At 57.9% G+C, this 16,502-nt stretch carries 17 protein-coding genes; 4 read left to right on the top strand and 13 right to left on the bottom strand.

What is annotated here, in order from left to right:
- Positions 1-5: 5 nt before the first annotated feature.
- The 3 genes from JFT86_RS04250 to JFT86_RS04260 all read left to right on the top strand — a co-directional run bounded on the left by JFT86_RS04250 (position 6) and on the right by JFT86_RS04260 (position 2,491).
- A complete protein-coding gene (locus JFT86_RS04250; protein ID WP_201235878.1) occupies positions 6-809 on the top strand; it encodes a hypothetical protein in 804 nt (267 codons plus the stop codon).
- Between the two features lie 529 nt (positions 810-1,338).
- Positions 1,339-1,776, top strand: a complete 438-nt coding sequence (locus JFT86_RS04255) for an excinuclease (RefSeq protein ID WP_201235879.1) — start codon at positions 1,339-1,341, stop codon at positions 1,774-1,776.
- A gap of 349 nt (positions 1,777-2,125) precedes the next feature.
- The gene (locus JFT86_RS04260; RefSeq protein WP_201232047.1) at positions 2,126-2,491 is read left to right on the top strand and encodes a hypothetical protein; all 366 of its coding nucleotides are present in this window, start codon (positions 2,126-2,128) and stop codon (positions 2,489-2,491) included.
- A 372-nt stretch (positions 2,492-2,863) separates the two neighbouring features.
- Here JFT86_RS04260 and JFT86_RS04265 read toward each other — a convergent pair whose 3' ends face one another.
- Complete coding sequence (locus JFT86_RS04265) at positions 2,864-3,760, bottom strand: LysR family transcriptional regulator (protein ID WP_201235880.1); 897 nt, start codon at positions 3,758-3,760, stop codon at positions 2,864-2,866.
- Between the two features lie 118 nt (positions 3,761-3,878).
- Here JFT86_RS04265 and JFT86_RS04270 point away from each other — a divergent pair, with 118 nt between their 5' ends.
- A complete protein-coding gene (locus JFT86_RS04270) occupies positions 3,879-5,153 on the top strand; it encodes an MFS transporter (RefSeq protein WP_201235881.1) in 1,275 nt (424 codons plus the stop codon).
- A gap of 3 nt (positions 5,154-5,156) precedes the next feature.
- On the opposite strand, the gene gspM is transcribed toward JFT86_RS04270, so the two are convergent.
- From gspM to gbpA, 12 genes are all read right to left on the bottom strand, one after another.
- On the bottom strand, positions 5,157-5,627 hold the full coding sequence (gspM, locus tag JFT86_RS04275) for a type II secretion system protein GspM (protein ID WP_201232044.1): 471 nt from the start codon (positions 5,625-5,627) through the stop codon (positions 5,157-5,159).
- A complete protein-coding gene (gene gspL, locus JFT86_RS04280; RefSeq protein WP_201232043.1) occupies positions 5,628-6,737 on the bottom strand; it encodes a type II secretion system protein GspL in 1,110 nt (369 codons plus the stop codon).
- Positions 6,734-7,603, bottom strand: coding sequence for a type II secretion system protein GspK (locus JFT86_RS04285; protein WP_201232042.1), 870 nt, complete (start codon positions 7,601-7,603; stop codon positions 6,734-6,736). The genes gspL and JFT86_RS04285 overlap by 4 nt, the downstream gene beginning before the upstream one ends.
- Positions 7,600-8,160 (bottom strand): type II secretion system minor pseudopilin GspJ, encoded by a 561-nt coding sequence (gspJ, locus tag JFT86_RS04290; protein WP_201232041.1) that lies wholly within the window; start codon positions 8,158-8,160, stop codon positions 7,600-7,602. The genes JFT86_RS04285 and gspJ overlap by 4 nt, the downstream gene beginning before the upstream one ends.
- Positions 8,153-8,518, bottom strand: a complete 366-nt coding sequence (gene gspI, locus JFT86_RS04295; protein WP_201232040.1) for a type II secretion system minor pseudopilin GspI — start codon at positions 8,516-8,518, stop codon at positions 8,153-8,155. Before gspI ends, gspJ begins: the two co-directional genes overlap by 8 nt.
- Positions 8,508-8,978 (bottom strand): type II secretion system minor pseudopilin GspH, encoded by a 471-nt coding sequence (gspH, locus tag JFT86_RS04300; RefSeq protein ID WP_201232039.1) that lies wholly within the window; start codon positions 8,976-8,978, stop codon positions 8,508-8,510. The genes gspI and gspH overlap by 11 nt, the downstream gene beginning before the upstream one ends.
- A gap of 2 nt (positions 8,979-8,980) precedes the next feature.
- Complete coding sequence (gene gspG / locus JFT86_RS04305) at positions 8,981-9,430, bottom strand: type II secretion system major pseudopilin GspG (protein ID WP_201232038.1); 450 nt, start codon at positions 9,428-9,430, stop codon at positions 8,981-8,983.
- A gap of 3 nt (positions 9,431-9,433) precedes the next feature.
- Positions 9,434-10,645 (bottom strand): type II secretion system inner membrane protein GspF, encoded by a 1,212-nt coding sequence (gene gspF, locus JFT86_RS04310; RefSeq protein ID WP_201232037.1) that lies wholly within the window; start codon positions 10,643-10,645, stop codon positions 9,434-9,436.
- A 2-nt stretch (positions 10,646-10,647) separates the two neighbouring features.
- Positions 10,648-12,129, bottom strand: coding sequence for a type II secretion system ATPase GspE (gene gspE / locus JFT86_RS04315; RefSeq protein WP_201232036.1), 1,482 nt, complete (start codon positions 12,127-12,129; stop codon positions 10,648-10,650).
- Entirely contained in the window at positions 12,126-14,045 is a 1,920-nt protein-coding gene (gene gspD / locus JFT86_RS04320; RefSeq protein WP_201232252.1) for a type II secretion system secretin GspD, read from the bottom strand. Before gspD ends, gspE begins: the two co-directional genes overlap by 4 nt.
- Before the next feature lie 10 nt (positions 14,046-14,055).
- Complete coding sequence (locus JFT86_RS04325) at positions 14,056-14,586, bottom strand: type II secretion system protein N (RefSeq protein WP_201232035.1); 531 nt, start codon at positions 14,584-14,586, stop codon at positions 14,056-14,058.
- Between the two features lie 202 nt (positions 14,587-14,788).
- Positions 14,789-16,285, bottom strand: a complete 1,497-nt coding sequence (gbpA, locus tag JFT86_RS04330; RefSeq protein WP_201232034.1) for an N-acetylglucosamine-binding protein GbpA — start codon at positions 16,283-16,285, stop codon at positions 14,789-14,791.
- Positions 16,286-16,502 lie beyond the last annotated feature (217 nt).

Here is a 16,502-nt window from a genome sequence, read left to right on the forward strand (position 1 = left end):
AGGGAATGACTCAGTTTCACCGCATCGCCGCCCTGTTGGCCCTGGCCTTTGTGCTCGGCGGTTGCACCAGCAAACCGGTTTACAACGCCAAGGAAGAGTTTTCGCCAAACCTCGGTTTCACCGCCCCACAGATGAGCCGTGCCATCGTCACCGCCCTGAACGACCGCCAGTGGGTCGTGCAATCGGTGCGTCCGGGCATGATCAAAGCGGCGATCACCGTGCGCGGCCGCCACCATGCCGAAGTCGATATCCCGTTCACGCCGACCTCGTTCGAAATCGACTACCGCAGCAGCTACGGCCTCGACGCCAAGGACGGCAAGATCCACGGCAACTACAACCGCTGGGTCAACCGCCTGCGTGACAACGTGCTGAAAGAGCTGTCGATCAACCCGGACATCGAAGCGGTGAACAACCTGGGCATCATCAAACAGGGCGCGGACGAACCGACTTATCTGAGCTTTCGCGAAGGCGTCAAACGCGCCACCGACGCCGGCCTGCTCGACGGTAGCGTGAAGTTCTACCTGGCCGGCGAACCCCTGCCGAAACAGGTGCGCAAACTCGACACCGTCAGCAGCAGCCGCAAGACCAACGGCTCGAACAAATCCGACGAAGACGCCTGCTTCTGGGCCCTGCAATCGGCCCTCGCGACCCTGCAGAACGCCGCGAAAAAAGCCGACGCCAACGCCGTGATCAACATCGCCAGCGTCGACCAGCGTGACTTGTACAAAGACACCGAAAAATTCCAGTGCCGTGCGGGGTTGGTGGTGTCGAGCGTGGCGCTGCGCGGGGATTTGGCGCACGTGGATTGATGCGCAGCATCTCGTAATGAGGGCGCCATTCGGCGCCCTTTTTTACACGCAGATCGAGCATCATGCGAAACCACTGTGAATTGCAGCTATCGTAAAAAAGTCTAAAAAACTGTTAGTTCTTACAGGTGCCAAGTTGAGCTGCCAGGTAGACGATGCAGAGGTAATACTCCTCCATAAACGGTGATCAACATGGCAACTTATACCGATCAGGATCTTCTGAAGCTGACTCCAGAACAAGTGAAAAGCCTTAGCCCCGACGACAAAAAGCGGCTAGAGACTCTAAGACATCTTCGCGACATTCGCGCGGACGTTCTAATTCGATAATTCAGCCCTTATAAGCAGAACTAATCATTAAGCAGAGGTTGACCAGAGAAATTGCTACCTGCCATACACAAAGGGCGCCATTCGGCGCCCTGTTCATTTTCTGCATCTACACTCGTCTGGCAGGCCAACGCATCGCGTCTGCCAGAACGGCGAGCCCCCACCGGTCAAACACTCGCTGTTCTCTTTCACCGTCAAGGAGATGACCATGCAAGTGAAAGCCCTGATCGCCGCCACGCTCTTCAGCCTGCTGCCCAGCGCCAGCCACGCCACCAACCTCATGTACATGCCCTTCGAAACGGTGCTGTCCGACGCGATTCGTGCCGGACGGCTGGATGGCAGTGTGAAGTTTTATCTGGCCGGGAATGGCCCGCAGGGCACTCAGCGGTTGTTGCAGCGCGATGTGATCAGTGATCTGAAGACCAACGGCTTCAACAAGAGCGATCACGACTCCTGTGAATGGGTGTTGCAGTCGAACCTGATCAAGTTGCAGGCCGAGGCCAAGCGGGTCGGGGCGAATGCGGTGACTAACATAGTCAGTTATTACGATCAGCATGTGCGCAAGGATTTGAATACTTACGAGTGTCGGGCGGGGATTTTTGTGACACGGGTGACGTTGCGCGGGGACTTGGTGCGAGTGAATTGATTGCCGGAACGGCATTCCAGCATGAAAAAGGGCGCCTTTTGGCGCCCTTTTTCATCGATTAATTAATCATATTTTCGCAAATAAAATGCTGGTAAATAGCACTGAAAACCTATCATCTCGTATTTTTTAAAATAGCTCTGTAAATCGATATGGAAACTGGAAAGCATTGCAATGACAGGAGCGAACATATAACAAGAAAATCTGAACAGGTATCAGAATATAGCTAAACAACCTCAACACCTGTCAGATCTGACAGGTGCTCAAATTAAAGCTTCCCTTCAAACTAGCCCGGCGACGAACACATTGAAAAAAAATCAATCAAGCTCCATTTTAAAAAGGAATAATTACTGTGGAAAACTCAAAATTCAAGAATGAAATCTTAAGCCTTATGAAGGCTGCAACCAGCGACCAAAACGCTGCCAATAAGTCGTGGGAAGGCACATTGAATTTCGACTTCAATGAAAGTTCTGAAGAAGATGACGATGAAGATACCGACCAAGAATACCGTATAGTTAAAGTTTCAGTAAAAGCAGGAGGAACTGATACAACCGAACTATCCCTGGAGGGTTTGATTAGCTCTATTGAAAGTAAAATCAATGCTCTTAGCGAACCGCCCTATTCATGGCTCGTCATCGCAGAGTCAGACCGCACAACCATGAGATGCACTGTAACAGTTCTCGATGAGAATCTTCCCGCTGACAAATACTCCCAATGAATACGTTCAGACTTTATCTATAACCAGAAATCTTTAATTAGAAAAAACTCTGACGGAGAATTGAATTAGCACTCCCTCAAAACGACAAAATGGTAGAGCTCAAAACATCAAGTCAGTTTCGAATGCCAACTACCAAAAAGACGAAAAACCGTGAAAGCACAAGCTTGAACATAATCCGCCCCTGATGTTAAACATCACAAATCATGGAAAGAACCCGTCAAAACCAAGAACCCCCATGTGAAAAAGGGATATTTACAAGTTAAAACAAGACGCAGGCAAGCCCGCCCCATTGGTTTTTTAAATGAGCACAAAGGGTGTGAACACTTCTGTAACTTGTGGGAGCTGGCTTGCCAGCCATTGACGGCGCACCCGTCAGGCTTGTTCGACCTTGCGTGTGAGCAACTCGACAAAAGCCTTGGCCATCGGCGACTTCTGATCCTTGCGCTGCACCAGCCACACCGCAGAGATCGCCTCCGGATCAAGCAACGGCCGATACACCACACCGTCGATGCGCATGCGTTGATAGGACGCCGGTAGCACCGAAACACCCAGACCCGCCGCCACCAAACCAATAATCGTCATCGCTTCCCCCGCTTCCTGGGCGAAGTGGGGGCTGAACCCGGCATCGCGGGCCAGGCTTAACAGTTGCGCGTAGAGGCCGCTGCCGTAACTGCGCGGGAAGAACACAAACGGTTCCAGCGCCAGCGCCGAAAGAAACAGGCCATCCTCGCTGCCTTGAGCCAACGGATGCTTGGCGCTCAGTACCGCCACCAAAGGTTCGCGCATCAGCTCGACCACACTCAAGGAATCCGGCAAACCCAGCGGACGCATGATGCCGACCTCGATCGACTCGTCCACCAGCGACTCGGCCACCTGGGTACTGCTCATCTCCCGAAGGTTCAGATGCACGGCCGGAAAGCGCTGGCGGAAAGCGAAAATCGCCTGCGGGATCGTCGAGTTGAACGGCGCCGACGAAGTGAAGCCAATCTTCAGTTCACCCAGTTCACCGAGTTGCGCCCGGCGAGCGACATCCGCGGCTTTGTCGACCTGCGCCAGCACCAGCCGTGCCTCTTCGAGAAACAGTCGGCCAGCCTCACTCAGCTCGACCCGACGATTGGTCCGTTCGAACAGGCGCGCGCCGACCTCTTGCTCCAGCGCCTGAATCTGCTGACTTAGCGGCGGCTGGGAGATGCCCAGCACCTGTGCGGCGCGGCCGAAATGCAGTTCTTCAGCGACAGCGATGAAGTAACGCAGATGACGCAATTCCATGGAAACCCCATTAGGTCGTTAAAGCTATCAAACAGGTCGAACAATATATTGGATAGAAATATTAGCCAGCTATATGATTTTTTCATTGCCTGCCTGGCCGTGCCCTCCGAGGTCTGAAGTGAAAACTGCTGTCGCGCCCCTTGCCCATGAAGTCCCGCCTGCTGCGGCCGACGATGTCGTCGCCGAACTGCAAGAGATCTACATCGAAAAAGGCACGCCGATGTTCATGCGCACGGTGCTGGCGCTGTTCAGCGGCGGGTTTGCGACGTTTGCCTTGTTGTACTGCGTCCAGCCGATGATGCCGCTGCTGTCCCACGAGTACGGAATCAACGCCGCGCAGAGCAGCCTGATTCTGTCGGTCGCCACGGGTATGCTCGCCATCGGCCTGCTGATCACCGGACCGATTTCCGACCGCATCGGGCGCAAACCGGTGATGGTCACTGCATTGTTCGCCGCCGCACTGTGCACCATGGCCAGTGCAATGATGCCGAGTTGGGAGGGTGTGCTGATCATGCGCGCGCTGATCGGCTTGTCGTTGAGCGGCCTGGCAGCCGTTGCGATGACCTATCTGAGCGAAGAAATTCACCCGCAGCACATTGGCCTGGCGATGGGCTTGTACATCGGTGGCAATGCGATTGGCGGGATGAGCGGGCGCTTGATCACAGGCGTGCTGATCGACTTCGTCAGCTGGCACACGGCGATGCTGGTGATCGGTGGACTGGCGATGATTGCCGCAGCGGTGTTCTGGAAGATTCTCCCGGAATCACGCAACTTCCGCTCGCGCTCACTGCACCCGCGCAGTCTGCTTGATGGCTTTACCATGCACTTTCGCGATGCCGGTTTGCCGCTGCTGTTTCTTGAAGCGTTCGTGCTGATGGGCGCGTTTGTCACGCTGTTCAACTACATCGGTTATCGCTTGCTGGCAGCGCCGTACAACCTCGATCAGGTGTTCGTTGGTTTGCTCTCGGTGGTGTACCTGTCGGGTATCTACAGCTCGGCGAAAATCGGTTCTCTGGCAGATAAACTGGGACGACGCAAAGTGTTGTGGGCAACCATTGCGCTGATGTTCGCCGGCCTTGCGCTGACGATGTTCACGCCGTTGCTGCTGGTGATTGTCGGCATGTTGATCTTCACCTTCGGCTTCTTTGGCGCGCACTCGGTGGCGAGTAGCTGGATCGGACGACGGGCGTTGAAGGCCAAGGGGCAGGCGTCGTCGTTGTATCTGTTCAGCTATTACGCCGGCTCGAGTATCGCCGGGACGGCAGGCGGGGTGTTCTGGCACTTGGGGGGATGGAACGGCATTGGCCTGTTTATCGGCGCGCTGTTGCTGGTTGCGCTGTTGGTGGCGTTGAAGCTGGCGAAGTTGCCAACGCTGGGTAACGCGCCATCCTGACTGTCAGGATGGCTCGGCACGAACCACCAGTTGCGCCTCCAGTAACTGATCTTTTTTATCCAGGCTCAGGGATTCGAATTGAGCACCGGCGCGTTCGACGGCCTCCAGCCATTTCAGTAATGTCTGCGCATTGCCCCGCAAGGTGATGCGCAGGACATTGTCATCGGCCTCGAACTGTTCCAGGTCCAGCCCTTGCGCCAATGCGCTGTCACTGAGCCGGGCGGAGAGCGGCGCGGATACCGGCGGGCGCTGCTGCGACGGCAGTGCGCGCTGCACTTGTAGCGCCAGCGCCAACCGTTGTTGGTAAAGTCGTTCGGCGGCAGCCAGACGCTGTTGTGCCGGTTGCCAGAGCCCACTGAACATCAGCACGACGATCAGGAAAATGCCCAGCCAGACCAGCATTTTCTGATCCCTTCGCGGCAGTTGCTGCCATTTTTCCTGCAAGACTGGCGGTAACTTCAGGTAAGACTTCATTCAGGACGACTCCTCCAGCGTCAATATTGCCCGTACGCGGTTCTGGTCTTTGCTGGCACTGCCGAGCTTGATTGGCATCCCGCTCTGTCTGCCGCGCTCCCGCAACTGCTCAAGTTCGGCAAAACTGTTGGCTGTCAGTTGCACTTTCCAACCCTCGCCGGCGCGATACTCGATGCGTTGAACCTCGACGCTGCTGCCACCGATTACCTGTTCGGCAAGGCTGCGCAAACGCGCCAGACGGGTTTCCTGATTCGTATCACTCTGCGATTGCAAGGCACGCAATTGCGCAGCCAGGTCAACAATGCGCGTTTCCTGCGGATAGATGGCTCTGAACCGCTCCACGCTGTCGGCGTAAAGAAGCCCGGCTTGTTGTTCAAGAAAATGGCTACGGGCCTGAGTGAAACCCCACAGCATCAGGAGCGTCAGACCCACCGCCACCCCCACCAGCGACCAGGGCAAGCGGCGCTGCGACTGAGCATATTCGCCCTGACGCAGGTCTATGGCGTGCCGGGATTGTCTGACCAACACAGTGCTGAGCGCTGTCAGCGGAGAGCCCGGTGTGTTCAGCCAATGCACGGGGGATGCCGGATTTTCCTTCAAGGTTTCACGTCCTTGATCGGTCAGCGCCAGCCTCGCTCGCAGGCCCCCTCCAACGATCCAGCGCCCGAACCACCAAGCGCCACAAGGCTGATCGTCGGGCAGCAGATCGGCATCGACGAAACAGCTTGCCGGCTCGATATCCAAGGACTTCAGCAGGATCAACAACTGTTCCAGCCACTGCCGGTCGATTACCAACAGCGGATAGCGTCGCGTAGCGTCTGAGCGCCCGGCCGCCACATGAACGCTGTCCAGTTCCTGCGCCAATTGGTCCTCAATCGCATACGTCAGCGCCTGTACGGAAGGCCGTCGTCGGTTAGGCCTCGCGTCGGTGAGCCACCAACTACAAACCTCCATTGGCAGTATCAGCATGACGCTGGCACCGGCCAACACGGTCGCTGCGTTGGCCAACGGCATGAGATTCGGCGCCTCGTCGTCACGCCAGAAACAGCAGGGCCAATCGGGTGATGCCTCAGACAAGCCTTCGGCGGTCAGGTAAAGCCAGGTTTTCATTGGGCAATTTCACTTTCAGTCGAGGCCACGAAACTTCGTTGTTGCAGTCGTAGCCGGCCATTGTTCAAATCACGTTCAAATTGGCTGATCAGGCGCAGACGGCGCTGGCCCAACTCGGCATCCACCGTTACGCGAAACCAGCGACTGCTCAGGCCCAACCCTTGGCTGAGCACACCCAATCCCTCAATGGCAGGCGCCTGAGTGAAGTTCTGCACACTGGAGTAACCCTCATCAGGACGTTGCGCCACCAACGCTCGGGCGCTGTCGATGGTCATTCCTTCAAGGGTCGCGAGAACCGTTGCCGAGGCGGTGTTGACGTTTAGCGTGGCCTCCCTGGGGAGCACGGCAATCCACGGTTTGATGCGCGCCAGCCAATGTGCATCGACGCCGGGCAGCAACCGTAATCCGGAGACATCGGACAGCAGCCCCGGGCCGTCGGGCGGGCGCAAAGCGCTCAAATCCGGAGCATTCAGGTTCAGCGCCTGCAACAGCCGCGACCAGCGCCCGAGCGTGATCTGGTCGACCTGACCGGCCTTGAGCAACTGATTGATATTGAAGCGCCCGGCCAAGTCTTCGATGTGGATGTGCACGCGCCCGTCGTCGATGTCGAATGCGCTGCGGCGCTGGCCCCACTCTTGCCCCAGCTGAATCGTTTTGGACGCTCGCCATTGTGGGTTCTGCAGGTATTGCCGAGCCAGGGTTTCACCGCTCAGCCCCAACTGACGCAACTGCAATTGATGAAGTTGCTGCGCACTGCTTTGCACGGCGAGGCGATGGCTGCGCAGTAAACTCCCGACCAGCAACAACGCCAGGCTCATCACCAGCAGCACCGTGATCAATGCAACGCCTTGCTGACGGCTCTTCATCGCACGGCCTGCGGCAAAATGAACACGCGGCGGATCTGGCCGAAGCGCGGCGAGGAAAACTGCAGTTCCACAGCCTGGGGCGGCGCCATCGGCATTTTTGCGTCAACGGGCCACTCACTGCGCCAGGCGCTTTTTTCATCGAACAACCGCCAACGCACCTGAGTCACGCCTTCGAGCAACTTCTGCCGTTGCGCCTCGGCCTGGCCAACAGCGCGACTGTAACGCCACAGCGTTTCACCTTCGAAGGTGTAACTGACTTCCTGTAACTCGCTGCGCGGCTGATCCAGCGGGTTGCGCCAGTTACCCCGTTGAAAATTCAGCAAACCGCCATCAAGCAGAATCGTCCGCCCCGGCTGCGACTCCACCACCTGCAGCACATCGCGCTCAATCACCGCTACGGCGCGCATCAAGCTGCGCAGAGCCAGCTGATGGTCGACACTGCTGCGCTCGGCGTTGGCAACTCCGTCGAACAATCGCCAGCACGCCATCCCCAACACAACGAAAATGGCCATGGCGATCAGCAACTCGATCAAGGTGAAACCCGACTGTCTATTCATCTCGCGCCTGCAACCAGCGCTGGCTGTGGTTCACGATGTTGTCACTGTCGCCACGGCGCACGCTGATTTCGACCGCAAGCAGACGCGGGTCTTCTGCCGCTCGAATGACTTGGCTGAGCACCCACTCTCGCTGGGCGAAGGCGACGACGAATTGTTTACTGCCCAATGGCAGATTGCGTTGCAGGCTCAGTTCGCTCAACTGGTTATCCGCCAGCCATGAGGCAAACAACCGCTCCTCCAGACCGGCACCCTGCTGCAATACATACTGACTGGCCGACAGGGCGGCGGCGGCCAGGGTTGCGAAGATCGCGAGGGCGATCATCACCTCCAGCAAGGTAAATCCGCGCTCAGTTTTCATCGATGACCGGCTCACTCAGACCATCACTGGAAAGACTCAACCAACGTTGACTCTTGCTGGAAAAACTCAAGACAAAGGGGCTGAGTTCGTCACTGCTGAGCAGCAAAATCTGGGGTTGCGCCGACTGGTCGCTCAGGGTCAGCGGTCGACCTTCCTGCTCAAGCGTCATGAACAATCCCACAGGCAAATGACTTGGCGCGCCGACTGGCTGCCAGGTCGAACGCTCGAAACGCAACAACTGATAACTCTCACGCTCCAGCCGTACGCCGTATTCACGCTCTTCCAGCACCGCGCTTTCCCGTGAGGTGTTCAGTAACTGTGCAACGACCAGGGCTTGCTGCCGCGCCTGACGTGCCGGGCTCTCGCCGGCCACCAGGGTGATCATGCCGATCACCACGCTGATCACCACAATCACCACGAGCATCTCCAGCAGCGTGAAACCACGGGCGTTGCGCTTCATCCTCAGTTGTCCCAATTGCCGATTTCAGCCGCGTGCCCTTCCCCACCTTCGACGCCATCGGAACCGAAGGAATAGAGGTCATAACCCGGCCCTTTAACGCCCTGCCCCAGGTACTGATAAGGCGTACCCCATGGGTCGACCGGGAGTTTCTTCAGGTAACCCTGCGGGTTCCAGTTTTTCGCCGTCGGTGTACCTGTCGGGCGTTTGCTGAGCGCTTCGAGCCCTTGTTGAGTCGAGGGATAGTTGTGATTGTCGAGGCGATACATTTCCAGCGCCGTGGCGATCGCCTGAATATCGGTTCTGGCAGCAGTGACCTTGGCCTGATCGGGTCGGCTCATGAACTGCGGGACGACGATCGCGCCGAGAATGCCGATGATCACCACGACCACCATGATTTCGATCAGGGTAAAGCCGCGTTGGGTACGTGCGCCGGTATGTACAAAGGGTTTCATGGTTCAGCTCACCAGTTGATTAAGACTCAGAATCGGCATCAGGATGGCCAGGACGATCAGCAACACCACGCCGCCCATCACTACCAGCATGAAGGGTTCAAACAGGCTCACCGCCAGTGCGATGCGCGCTGCCAGGGTTTTTTCCTGTTGCTCGGCGGCTCGCGCCAACATGCTGTCCAGTTCACCCGCGCGCTCGCCACTGGCGATCATGTGCAGCATCATCGGCGGGATATCGCCGCTGCGTTCCAGGGCACGAGCCAGCGTGCCGCCCTCACGAACAGAGCGGGCGACATCGCTCATGCGGGCGCGGACGGTCTGGTTGGCAATCACCGCGGCGGCTATTTCCAGAGCATCCACCAGCGGCACGGCGCTCTTGCCGAGAATCGCCAAGGTACTGGCGAACCGTGCCGCTTCGGTCGCGCGCAACACCCCGCCAAGCAGCGGCATGCGCAGCAGCAATGCATGCCAGCGCAAACGCATGGCGGGCTGACGTAACGCCGCTCGTACAGCCGCGACCAAAGCGAAGATCAGCAAAAACAGCCACAGGCCATAACCGCGCAAGCCATCGCTGAGGGCGATTAGTCCGCGAGTCAGCATCGGTAATGGCTGGCCACTGTCGATAAAAATCTTCACCACGTCGGGCACCACGTAGGCCAGCAACAAACCGACAATGGCCAGCGATGCGCACATCAGAATCAGTGGATAAACCAGCGCCAGCTGAATGCGCTGGCGCGAAAGCTGACGGGCCTCGGTGTAGTCGGCCAACTGCTCCAGTACCTGCTCCAGATGACCGGAGCGCTCACCCGCATCGACCGTGGCGCGATACAGTTCGGGGAACACTTTGGGAAATCCGCCGAGTGCCGACGCCAGTGCGTAGCCTTCAAGGACACGACTGCGCACCGATAGCAGGAGGCTGCTGACACGTCGTTTTTCACTCTGCGAGGCTACCGCTTGCAAGGCTTCTTCCAGTGGTAACGAGGCCTGAATCAGCGTCGATAGCTGACGTGTGACCAGGGCCAGTTCGCTGGCACTCAAGCGCGCGTTACTGGTGAACCGACCGGCCGGATTTTTTACCCGTCGGGCCTCCCTCAAGTGAGTGGTCATCAGGCCGCGATCACGCAATAACTGACGCGCCTGCCTGGGACTTTCCGCCTCTTGCGAGCCTCTGATCCTGCGACCATTGCGGTCCTGCGCCTGATAATCGAATGCCGGCATGCTCAGTCCTCCTGGGTCACGCGCAACAGCTCATCGAGGCTGGTCGAGCCATCGAGTACCCGCCGCAGCCCATCCTGAAACAGGCTCGGGGAGCTGTTGCGTGCTTCACGCTGAAGCTCCGGCTCGCTTGCGCCGCGATGGATCAACTCCGAGAACGCCGGATTGACGCTGATCAGTTCATAAATGCCGATCCGTCCGCGATACCCCTGCTGGCAATGCTCACAACCCACGGCCCGATAAAGGCGCGGCGCCGCGTCGACCGCCAAGCCGAGCCGCAGGCTCTGGGCCGCGTCCGCCACATAGGGTGATTTGCATTCCGAGCACAGCGTGCGCAATAGACGCTGGGCCAGCACACCGACCAGCGAAGACGCCAACAAGTACGCGTCGACTTCCATGTCCAGCAACCGGGTCACTGCGCCCACCGCGCTGTTGGTGTGCAAGGTCGACAGCACCAGGTGACCGGTCAAGGAAGCCTGCACAGCAATTTCCGCGGTTTCGCGGTCACGAATTTCGCCCACCATCACCACGTCCGGATCCTGACGCAGGATCGCCCGCAAACCCCGGGCGAACGTCATATCGACCTTGGGGTTGACCGGGGTCTGGCCAATGCCCGGCAGGTGATATTCGATCGGATCCTCGACGGTCAGGATATTGCGTGTCTGATCGTTGAGATGAGTCAGCGCGGCATACAGGCTGGTGGTCTTGCCCGAGCCCGTCGGACCTGTGACCAGAAAGATCCCGTGGGGTTTGCCAAGCATTTGTTGAAACCGCGCCAGCGTCTCGGCCGGCATGCCCAGACGCTGCAGGTCGAGGCGACCGGCCTGCTTGTCGAGCAAACGCAAAACCACTCGCTCGCCATGGGCCGAAGGCAGGGTCGACACCCGCACGTCAACCTCGTGGCCAGCCAGACGCAAGGCGATACGACCGTCCTGAGGAATACGCTTCTCGGCAATATCCAGCCTGGCCATGACCTTGATTCGTGACACCAGAAGATTCGCCAGCTCACGCTTGGGCCGCAGCACTTCACGCAATTGACCGTCGACCCGCATGCGCACCGACAGGTACTGTTCGAACGTTTCCAGGTGCACGTCAGAGGCTTTTTCGCGGACGGCTTCGCTGAGCAACGCGTTGATCAGACGAATGATCGGTGCATCGCCCTCCTGCTCCAGCAAGTCGGCAGTCTGCGGTACCTGATCCGCCAGACTGACCAGATCCAGTTCATCGTCCAGCCCCTGTGCGACTTGCTCGGCGGCGCTTTTTCCGGCGCGATAACACTGCGCCAGACGCAGGGCGAAAGTCTGTTCGTCGAGCCGCTGCCAGGGCAGATCCCGGGGACTCAAACGGCGCACTTCGGCCAGTGCAGTCAACGGGGTGTCATCGCGAAACAACACGCGCAAATCGTCCCCCTCGCCTTCGAGCAATACCCCGAAACGACGGGCAAAGCCGAATGGCAATCTAGCAGCGGACTCCGGCACCGCACTCATGGTGCTCGCACCTTGTCTTTGCGCAGATCAATCAGTTGATTGTCGTTGGAGCCTTCGAACAATTGTTGTGGGTCTCGTGGCAACAACAATGAGTTGTTCTGCCGCGCGCCCGGTTTGCTCAAGTGACGCAGGTCGTTGTAACGATCCTCGGTGATCTCGGCGAGGTTCGCTCTGCTGCGGACGATGGTCGGACGCAGGAACACCATGAGATTGGTCTTGGTCACGGTGTCTTTGCTTGAGCGGAACAGCCCACCGATCAGCGGAATGCGGCCGAGGAACGGCACACTGCTTTCCACCGTCCGTACGCTGTCCTTGATCAAACCGCCAATCACGATGATCTCGCCGTCATCAGCCAGAATAGTGCTCTTGAGCGAGCGCTTGTTGGTGATCAGGTCTTCGCTGGTGAGGCCGCTGACCGCAGGCGCGATTTCGGAGTTTTCCTGCTCGACTTCCAGCCTGAGTGTCGAGCCCTCGTTGATGTGTGGCTTGATCTTCAGGCTGATGCCGACGTCCTTGCGCTCGACCGTGGTAAAGGGATTATCCGAGCCGCTGCTGGAAGTGGTGTAGGAGCCCGTCTTGAACGGCACGTTCTGCCCCACCAGAATCTCTGCCTGCTGGTTGTCCAGCGTCAGCAGACTCGGCGTCGACAGTAAGTTGTTACGGGCATTGCTAGCCAACGCGGTCACCAGAACGCCGAAACGATCACTGCCGATTTTCAGTGCAGCGCCTTCCGGCAACTTGACGTTGGCTCCCGAACCCAAGAGCCCGGCAATCGTGCTTCCAGCGCCCGGAAAGGTGATGCCGCCCTTGACGTCACCGCCATTCACGCCCCATTGCACGCCGAGCGCTTCATTGATGTCGCCGGAGATTTCGACGATCGCGGCATGAATCAGCACCTGAGCGCGTGGCTGGTCGAGTTGACGGACAATATTCTCGATGGTGCGCACCTGCGCCGGCTCGGCAATGACTACCAGCGCGTTCTGGCTCTCATCGGCCTTGACCACCACAGGGGAGGCCGGCGAAGTATCTTTGCCAATGCCCGCACCACCGGCCGCTTTCATTCCCTGACTCATGGAATCGAGCACCTCGGCCAACTGCTTGGCGTCACTGTGGCGCAGACGTATGACCCTGGAGTTGTCCGCGCGGGCGTTGGCGGGTGTATCGAGCGCCCGTGCCATATCGATCAACCGCTGCCGGGCGACCTGTGTGCCCAGAATCACCAGACGATTGCTGCGGCCATCAGCGATAACCTGGCTGCCGGACTCCAGGTTCTGTTTGCCGATCGACTGCTCCATGACTTTGGCAATCTCGACGGCCAGGCCATAGCGCAACTCAACAACGGCGTGTGCATTTTTGGCACCGGAATCCAGTTGCCGCACTATCTCGCTGATGCGGCGGACGTTGCCGGCGCTGTCGGTAACGATCAATGCATTGGCCGAAGCGGAGGGTCCGATATATCCATTGGTGGACACCAACGGACGAATCAACCCGGCGAGATCGGCGGCAACACTGGCGTTCAACTCGATGACTTGAGTGACGAACTCGGTGCTCGACGCCGTGTGGCCATTTTCGTTTCCAGCGCGCGCCTTGGCTTCGCCCGCCGGAATGATCAGCAAGCGATCACCCTGATCAACAGCGGCAAAACCGTGGGCATCGAGCACCGAGAAGAACAGACGCCGAACACCTTCGCGGTCCAGCGGCTGTTTGGAAAGCACGGTAATTCGACCCTGAACACGCGGATCAAGAATCACCGTGGAGCCGAGTATCGAAGACATCTCCTGCACGACATCGCGCAACTCCGCATCCTTCATGGACAACTGCCATTGCGGCGCTTCGGCCAATACAACGCCTTGAACCAACAACGGTGCGAACGCCAGAAACCGCAAGACGCGGCGTGCAGAAAACCGGAAGAGCATAGTCATGCGATCAATCACTTTGGCCACTGTAGGGCGTGGGTTGGAGATAAAGGTTGGCGCTTGCGCCAGCAACGTCGGGCGAACTGCCTTCGATGGGCAACAACCAGTGTTTGGTCGACATTTCGATGGGCAAGACTTCTTCGCGGCCATTGCGCCAGAACACCACCTGGCCGACTTCGATGCGGCGCAGCACACTGCCGCCCGGCAAGGTGTCGCCGAGCCGGTAGGTCCGTTCACCTTCAGTGCCGGCCAACAGCGCTCGGGAGTCACCGGTACTGGAAACAAAACTGGCCTTGAGCACTAACGCCTCACTGCTTCGGGCCAGTGACTCTTGCGCTACCAGCCCCAGCAACGAAGCAATCGCCCCCGGATTGAACGGCGCCTGTTCGTCAACTGAGGGAGGCGGTTTGATCGCAAGGTTCGCCAGAACGGGAAGCGTGTCGCGCCAGGCGCGCTCCTTCCACAGCAATACACCGCCACAAACCAGCGGCAGCAGCAATGTCGAGCCGAGAAATACCGAGGTCTTTCTGGAGGGCGCCATCGATAAAAACTTCAAGGGCGGCTCAACTCAAACGATCGAAGCCTGTCGGTGAGCAATCCCTGCGCAGGCACGGGTTGCCTTGAGAAAACGGGTTTTCTGTTCATGTCTTCACGTTCCGATCCACACATCCAGGGTATGCCTCGAATACCAACTGACGACGCCGAACAGCCATGACGGCTGTCCGGCGTCGAACGGCTAGGGATTACCTGGCAATCCAGGCGTCCTGCCAGTTGGAACCAATACCTGGCTCATACTGATTGGCGGAGGGGCTGTAAGATTTGCACCAGCCTTCGAACGGGAACGGCTTGCACTCATAGACCTTGCCGTTTTTTGGCTGCAGCACTTTCGTACCGGCCTTGTAACTGCCAATCCCGGCAGGGAACTCAAAGGCGTGATCGCCACCGCCGGCTGTACCGGTCATTTCAAAACGCTTGGCGTCTTGAAGATTGATCCGGCCATCCTTGCTGCTGCCAACCAGCAATACCTGATGTGCACCGGGCGAACTGGTTACCTGAACGCCGATCGGCGCAGTGGTGGCATTGACCAGTTGTTTCGCATAGCCCACTTGCTTGTTGTTGGCATCCACCACGGTGGCCTCAACGGTCAGTTCGCGGTTGGTCATGACCGTGAGGTCGACTTTGGCTTTGCCTTTGTCCAGCACAAACTCGCTCGCCATGTTGTGGACGTGCATGTAAGCGTCGATATCGCTGACTATTACCGTTTGCAGCTGATAGCTGGTAACACCACTTTCAACCTTGGCGTACAAGCCATTCGTGCCCTTGACCGGGGCAATATTGCCTTCGGCGTCACGTACACCGGCACGTATCAGTTTCTGGGTCGCGTTGACCTTTTCGGCCAGTTTGTACGACCAGTTCTGCGGCAGGCCTTCTTCTGTTGAATCGATCGTGATCCCGACACTGTATTCAGCGCTTTCAGCTCCGCCTACGAATGCGCGGGCGTTAACCTTGTCGCCGATGCCCAGAGTTCTGTTCGGGGCGATGTTGCCGACATCATTCCAACTGTCCACAGGACCTGGTCCCGGACCCGGTCCCGTATTGCCATCGGCAGTGATGTTCACATCAATGACTTTATGGAAAGCCGACTTTGTGTCATCGACAGTCCAGATACCGAGAATGACGTGATGCCCACTGCGATCGGCCGGGATCGTGCACTTGTGCTTCTCTTTTCCTGGGCCAGCGCCGCCCGACGGCCCGGCAATCGGCGAGCCGCCGTTGGCCTCCACCACGCAAAACGGTGTGGTATCGAACGACGCACGCTTGAGCGGCTCGTTCGGGTTCCAGCCGGTTTTGGTGATGAAGTATTCCCAACGAGTGGTTCGATGGGCGGCGGTGTAGTTCCAGGCAAACTCGACATTGCGGTTCTTGATTTCATTCAAATGCCAGCGGGTAGCCGTTTGAATATCCATCTCGGAAAACGAACCGTTTTCGGCACTTGGAATCTTGCCATCGACCGGCCCCGCAGACGGGAAACCTTTAGGCCCCTCTCCCACACTGTGCGGTTCGTATTGAGCACCACCGCAATTTGTATTGACGCCCAGTCGGCAAGAATAAGCTCGCTCAGGCGGCTCGGTAATATAGCCATGCGCCGACACTTGCTGAGAAGCCAACAGTGAAGCCAGCAGGGTCAATGAGGATGCACACCCTGCGAGGATCCCCGCTGATGAAATGTTTTTCGTCATCTTGCTCTCCAATTAACACACTTACGACGTTGTTTTTTTGCCGCACGAGTTCCTTCTCCAGAACAAGCCGCTGCCGAGACATAGCTGGTCCTCTGATATTCCATAATCAAACTAACGATCGAGACTTCGCTGACGGCATCAACTGTTATCTCGGCATTCACAGCCACTCTGCGAGAGATATCCAGGCGTGATGCCCTCATCGGTGTCGGTGCGATTT

This window comes from Pseudomonas sp. TH06, from assembly GCF_016651305.1.
Lineage (GTDB): Bacteria > Pseudomonadota > Gammaproteobacteria > Pseudomonadales > Pseudomonadaceae > Aquipseudomonas.

What these genes read in the sequence shown, in the direction of transcription:
- gspL (WP_201232043.1), bottom strand. Translation starts at nt 6,737, where the DNA reads ATGAAAACCTGGCTTTACCTGACCGCCGAAGGCTTGTCTGAGGCATCA.
- gspG (WP_201232038.1), bottom strand. Translation starts at nt 9,430, where the DNA reads ATGAAACCCTTTGTACATACCGGCGCACGTACCCAACGCGGCTTTACC.
- gspE (WP_201232036.1), bottom strand. Translation starts at nt 12,129, where the DNA reads ATGAGTGCGGTGCCGGAGTCCGCTGCTAGATTGCCATTCGGCTTTGCC.
- gspF (WP_201232037.1), bottom strand. Translation starts at nt 10,645, where the DNA reads ATGCCGGCATTCGATTATCAGGCGCAGGACCGCAATGGTCGCAGGATC.
- JFT86_RS04250 (WP_201235878.1), top strand. Translation starts at nt 6, where the DNA reads ATGACTCAGTTTCACCGCATCGCCGCCCTGTTGGCCCTGGCCTTTGTG.
- JFT86_RS04285 (WP_201232042.1), bottom strand. Translation starts at nt 7,603, where the DNA reads ATGAAGAGCCGTCAGCAAGGCGTTGCATTGATCACGGTGCTGCTGGTG.
- JFT86_RS04325 (WP_201232035.1), bottom strand. Translation starts at nt 14,586, where the DNA reads ATGGCGCCCTCCAGAAAGACCTCGGTATTTCTCGGCTCGACATTGCTG.
- gspJ (WP_201232041.1), bottom strand. Translation starts at nt 8,160, where the DNA reads ATGAATAGACAGTCGGGTTTCACCTTGATCGAGTTGCTGATCGCCATG.
- gspI (WP_201232040.1), bottom strand. Translation starts at nt 8,518, where the DNA reads ATGAAAACTGAGCGCGGATTTACCTTGCTGGAGGTGATGATCGCCCTC.
- gspD (WP_201232252.1), bottom strand. Translation starts at nt 14,045, where the DNA reads ATGCTCTTCCGGTTTTCTGCACGCCGCGTCTTGCGGTTTCTGGCGTTC.
- JFT86_RS04265 (WP_201235880.1), bottom strand. Translation starts at nt 3,760, where the DNA reads ATGGAATTGCGTCATCTGCGTTACTTCATCGCTGTCGCTGAAGAACTG.
- gbpA (WP_201232034.1), bottom strand. Translation starts at nt 16,285, where the DNA reads ATGACGAAAAACATTTCATCAGCGGGGATCCTCGCAGGGTGTGCATCC.
- gspH (WP_201232039.1), bottom strand. Translation starts at nt 8,978, where the DNA reads ATGAAGCGCAACGCCCGTGGTTTCACGCTGCTGGAGATGCTCGTGGTG.
- JFT86_RS04255 (WP_201235879.1), top strand. Translation starts at nt 1,339, where the DNA reads ATGCAAGTGAAAGCCCTGATCGCCGCCACGCTCTTCAGCCTGCTGCCC.
- gspM (WP_201232044.1), bottom strand. Translation starts at nt 5,627, where the DNA reads ATGAAGTCTTACCTGAAGTTACCGCCAGTCTTGCAGGAAAAATGGCAG.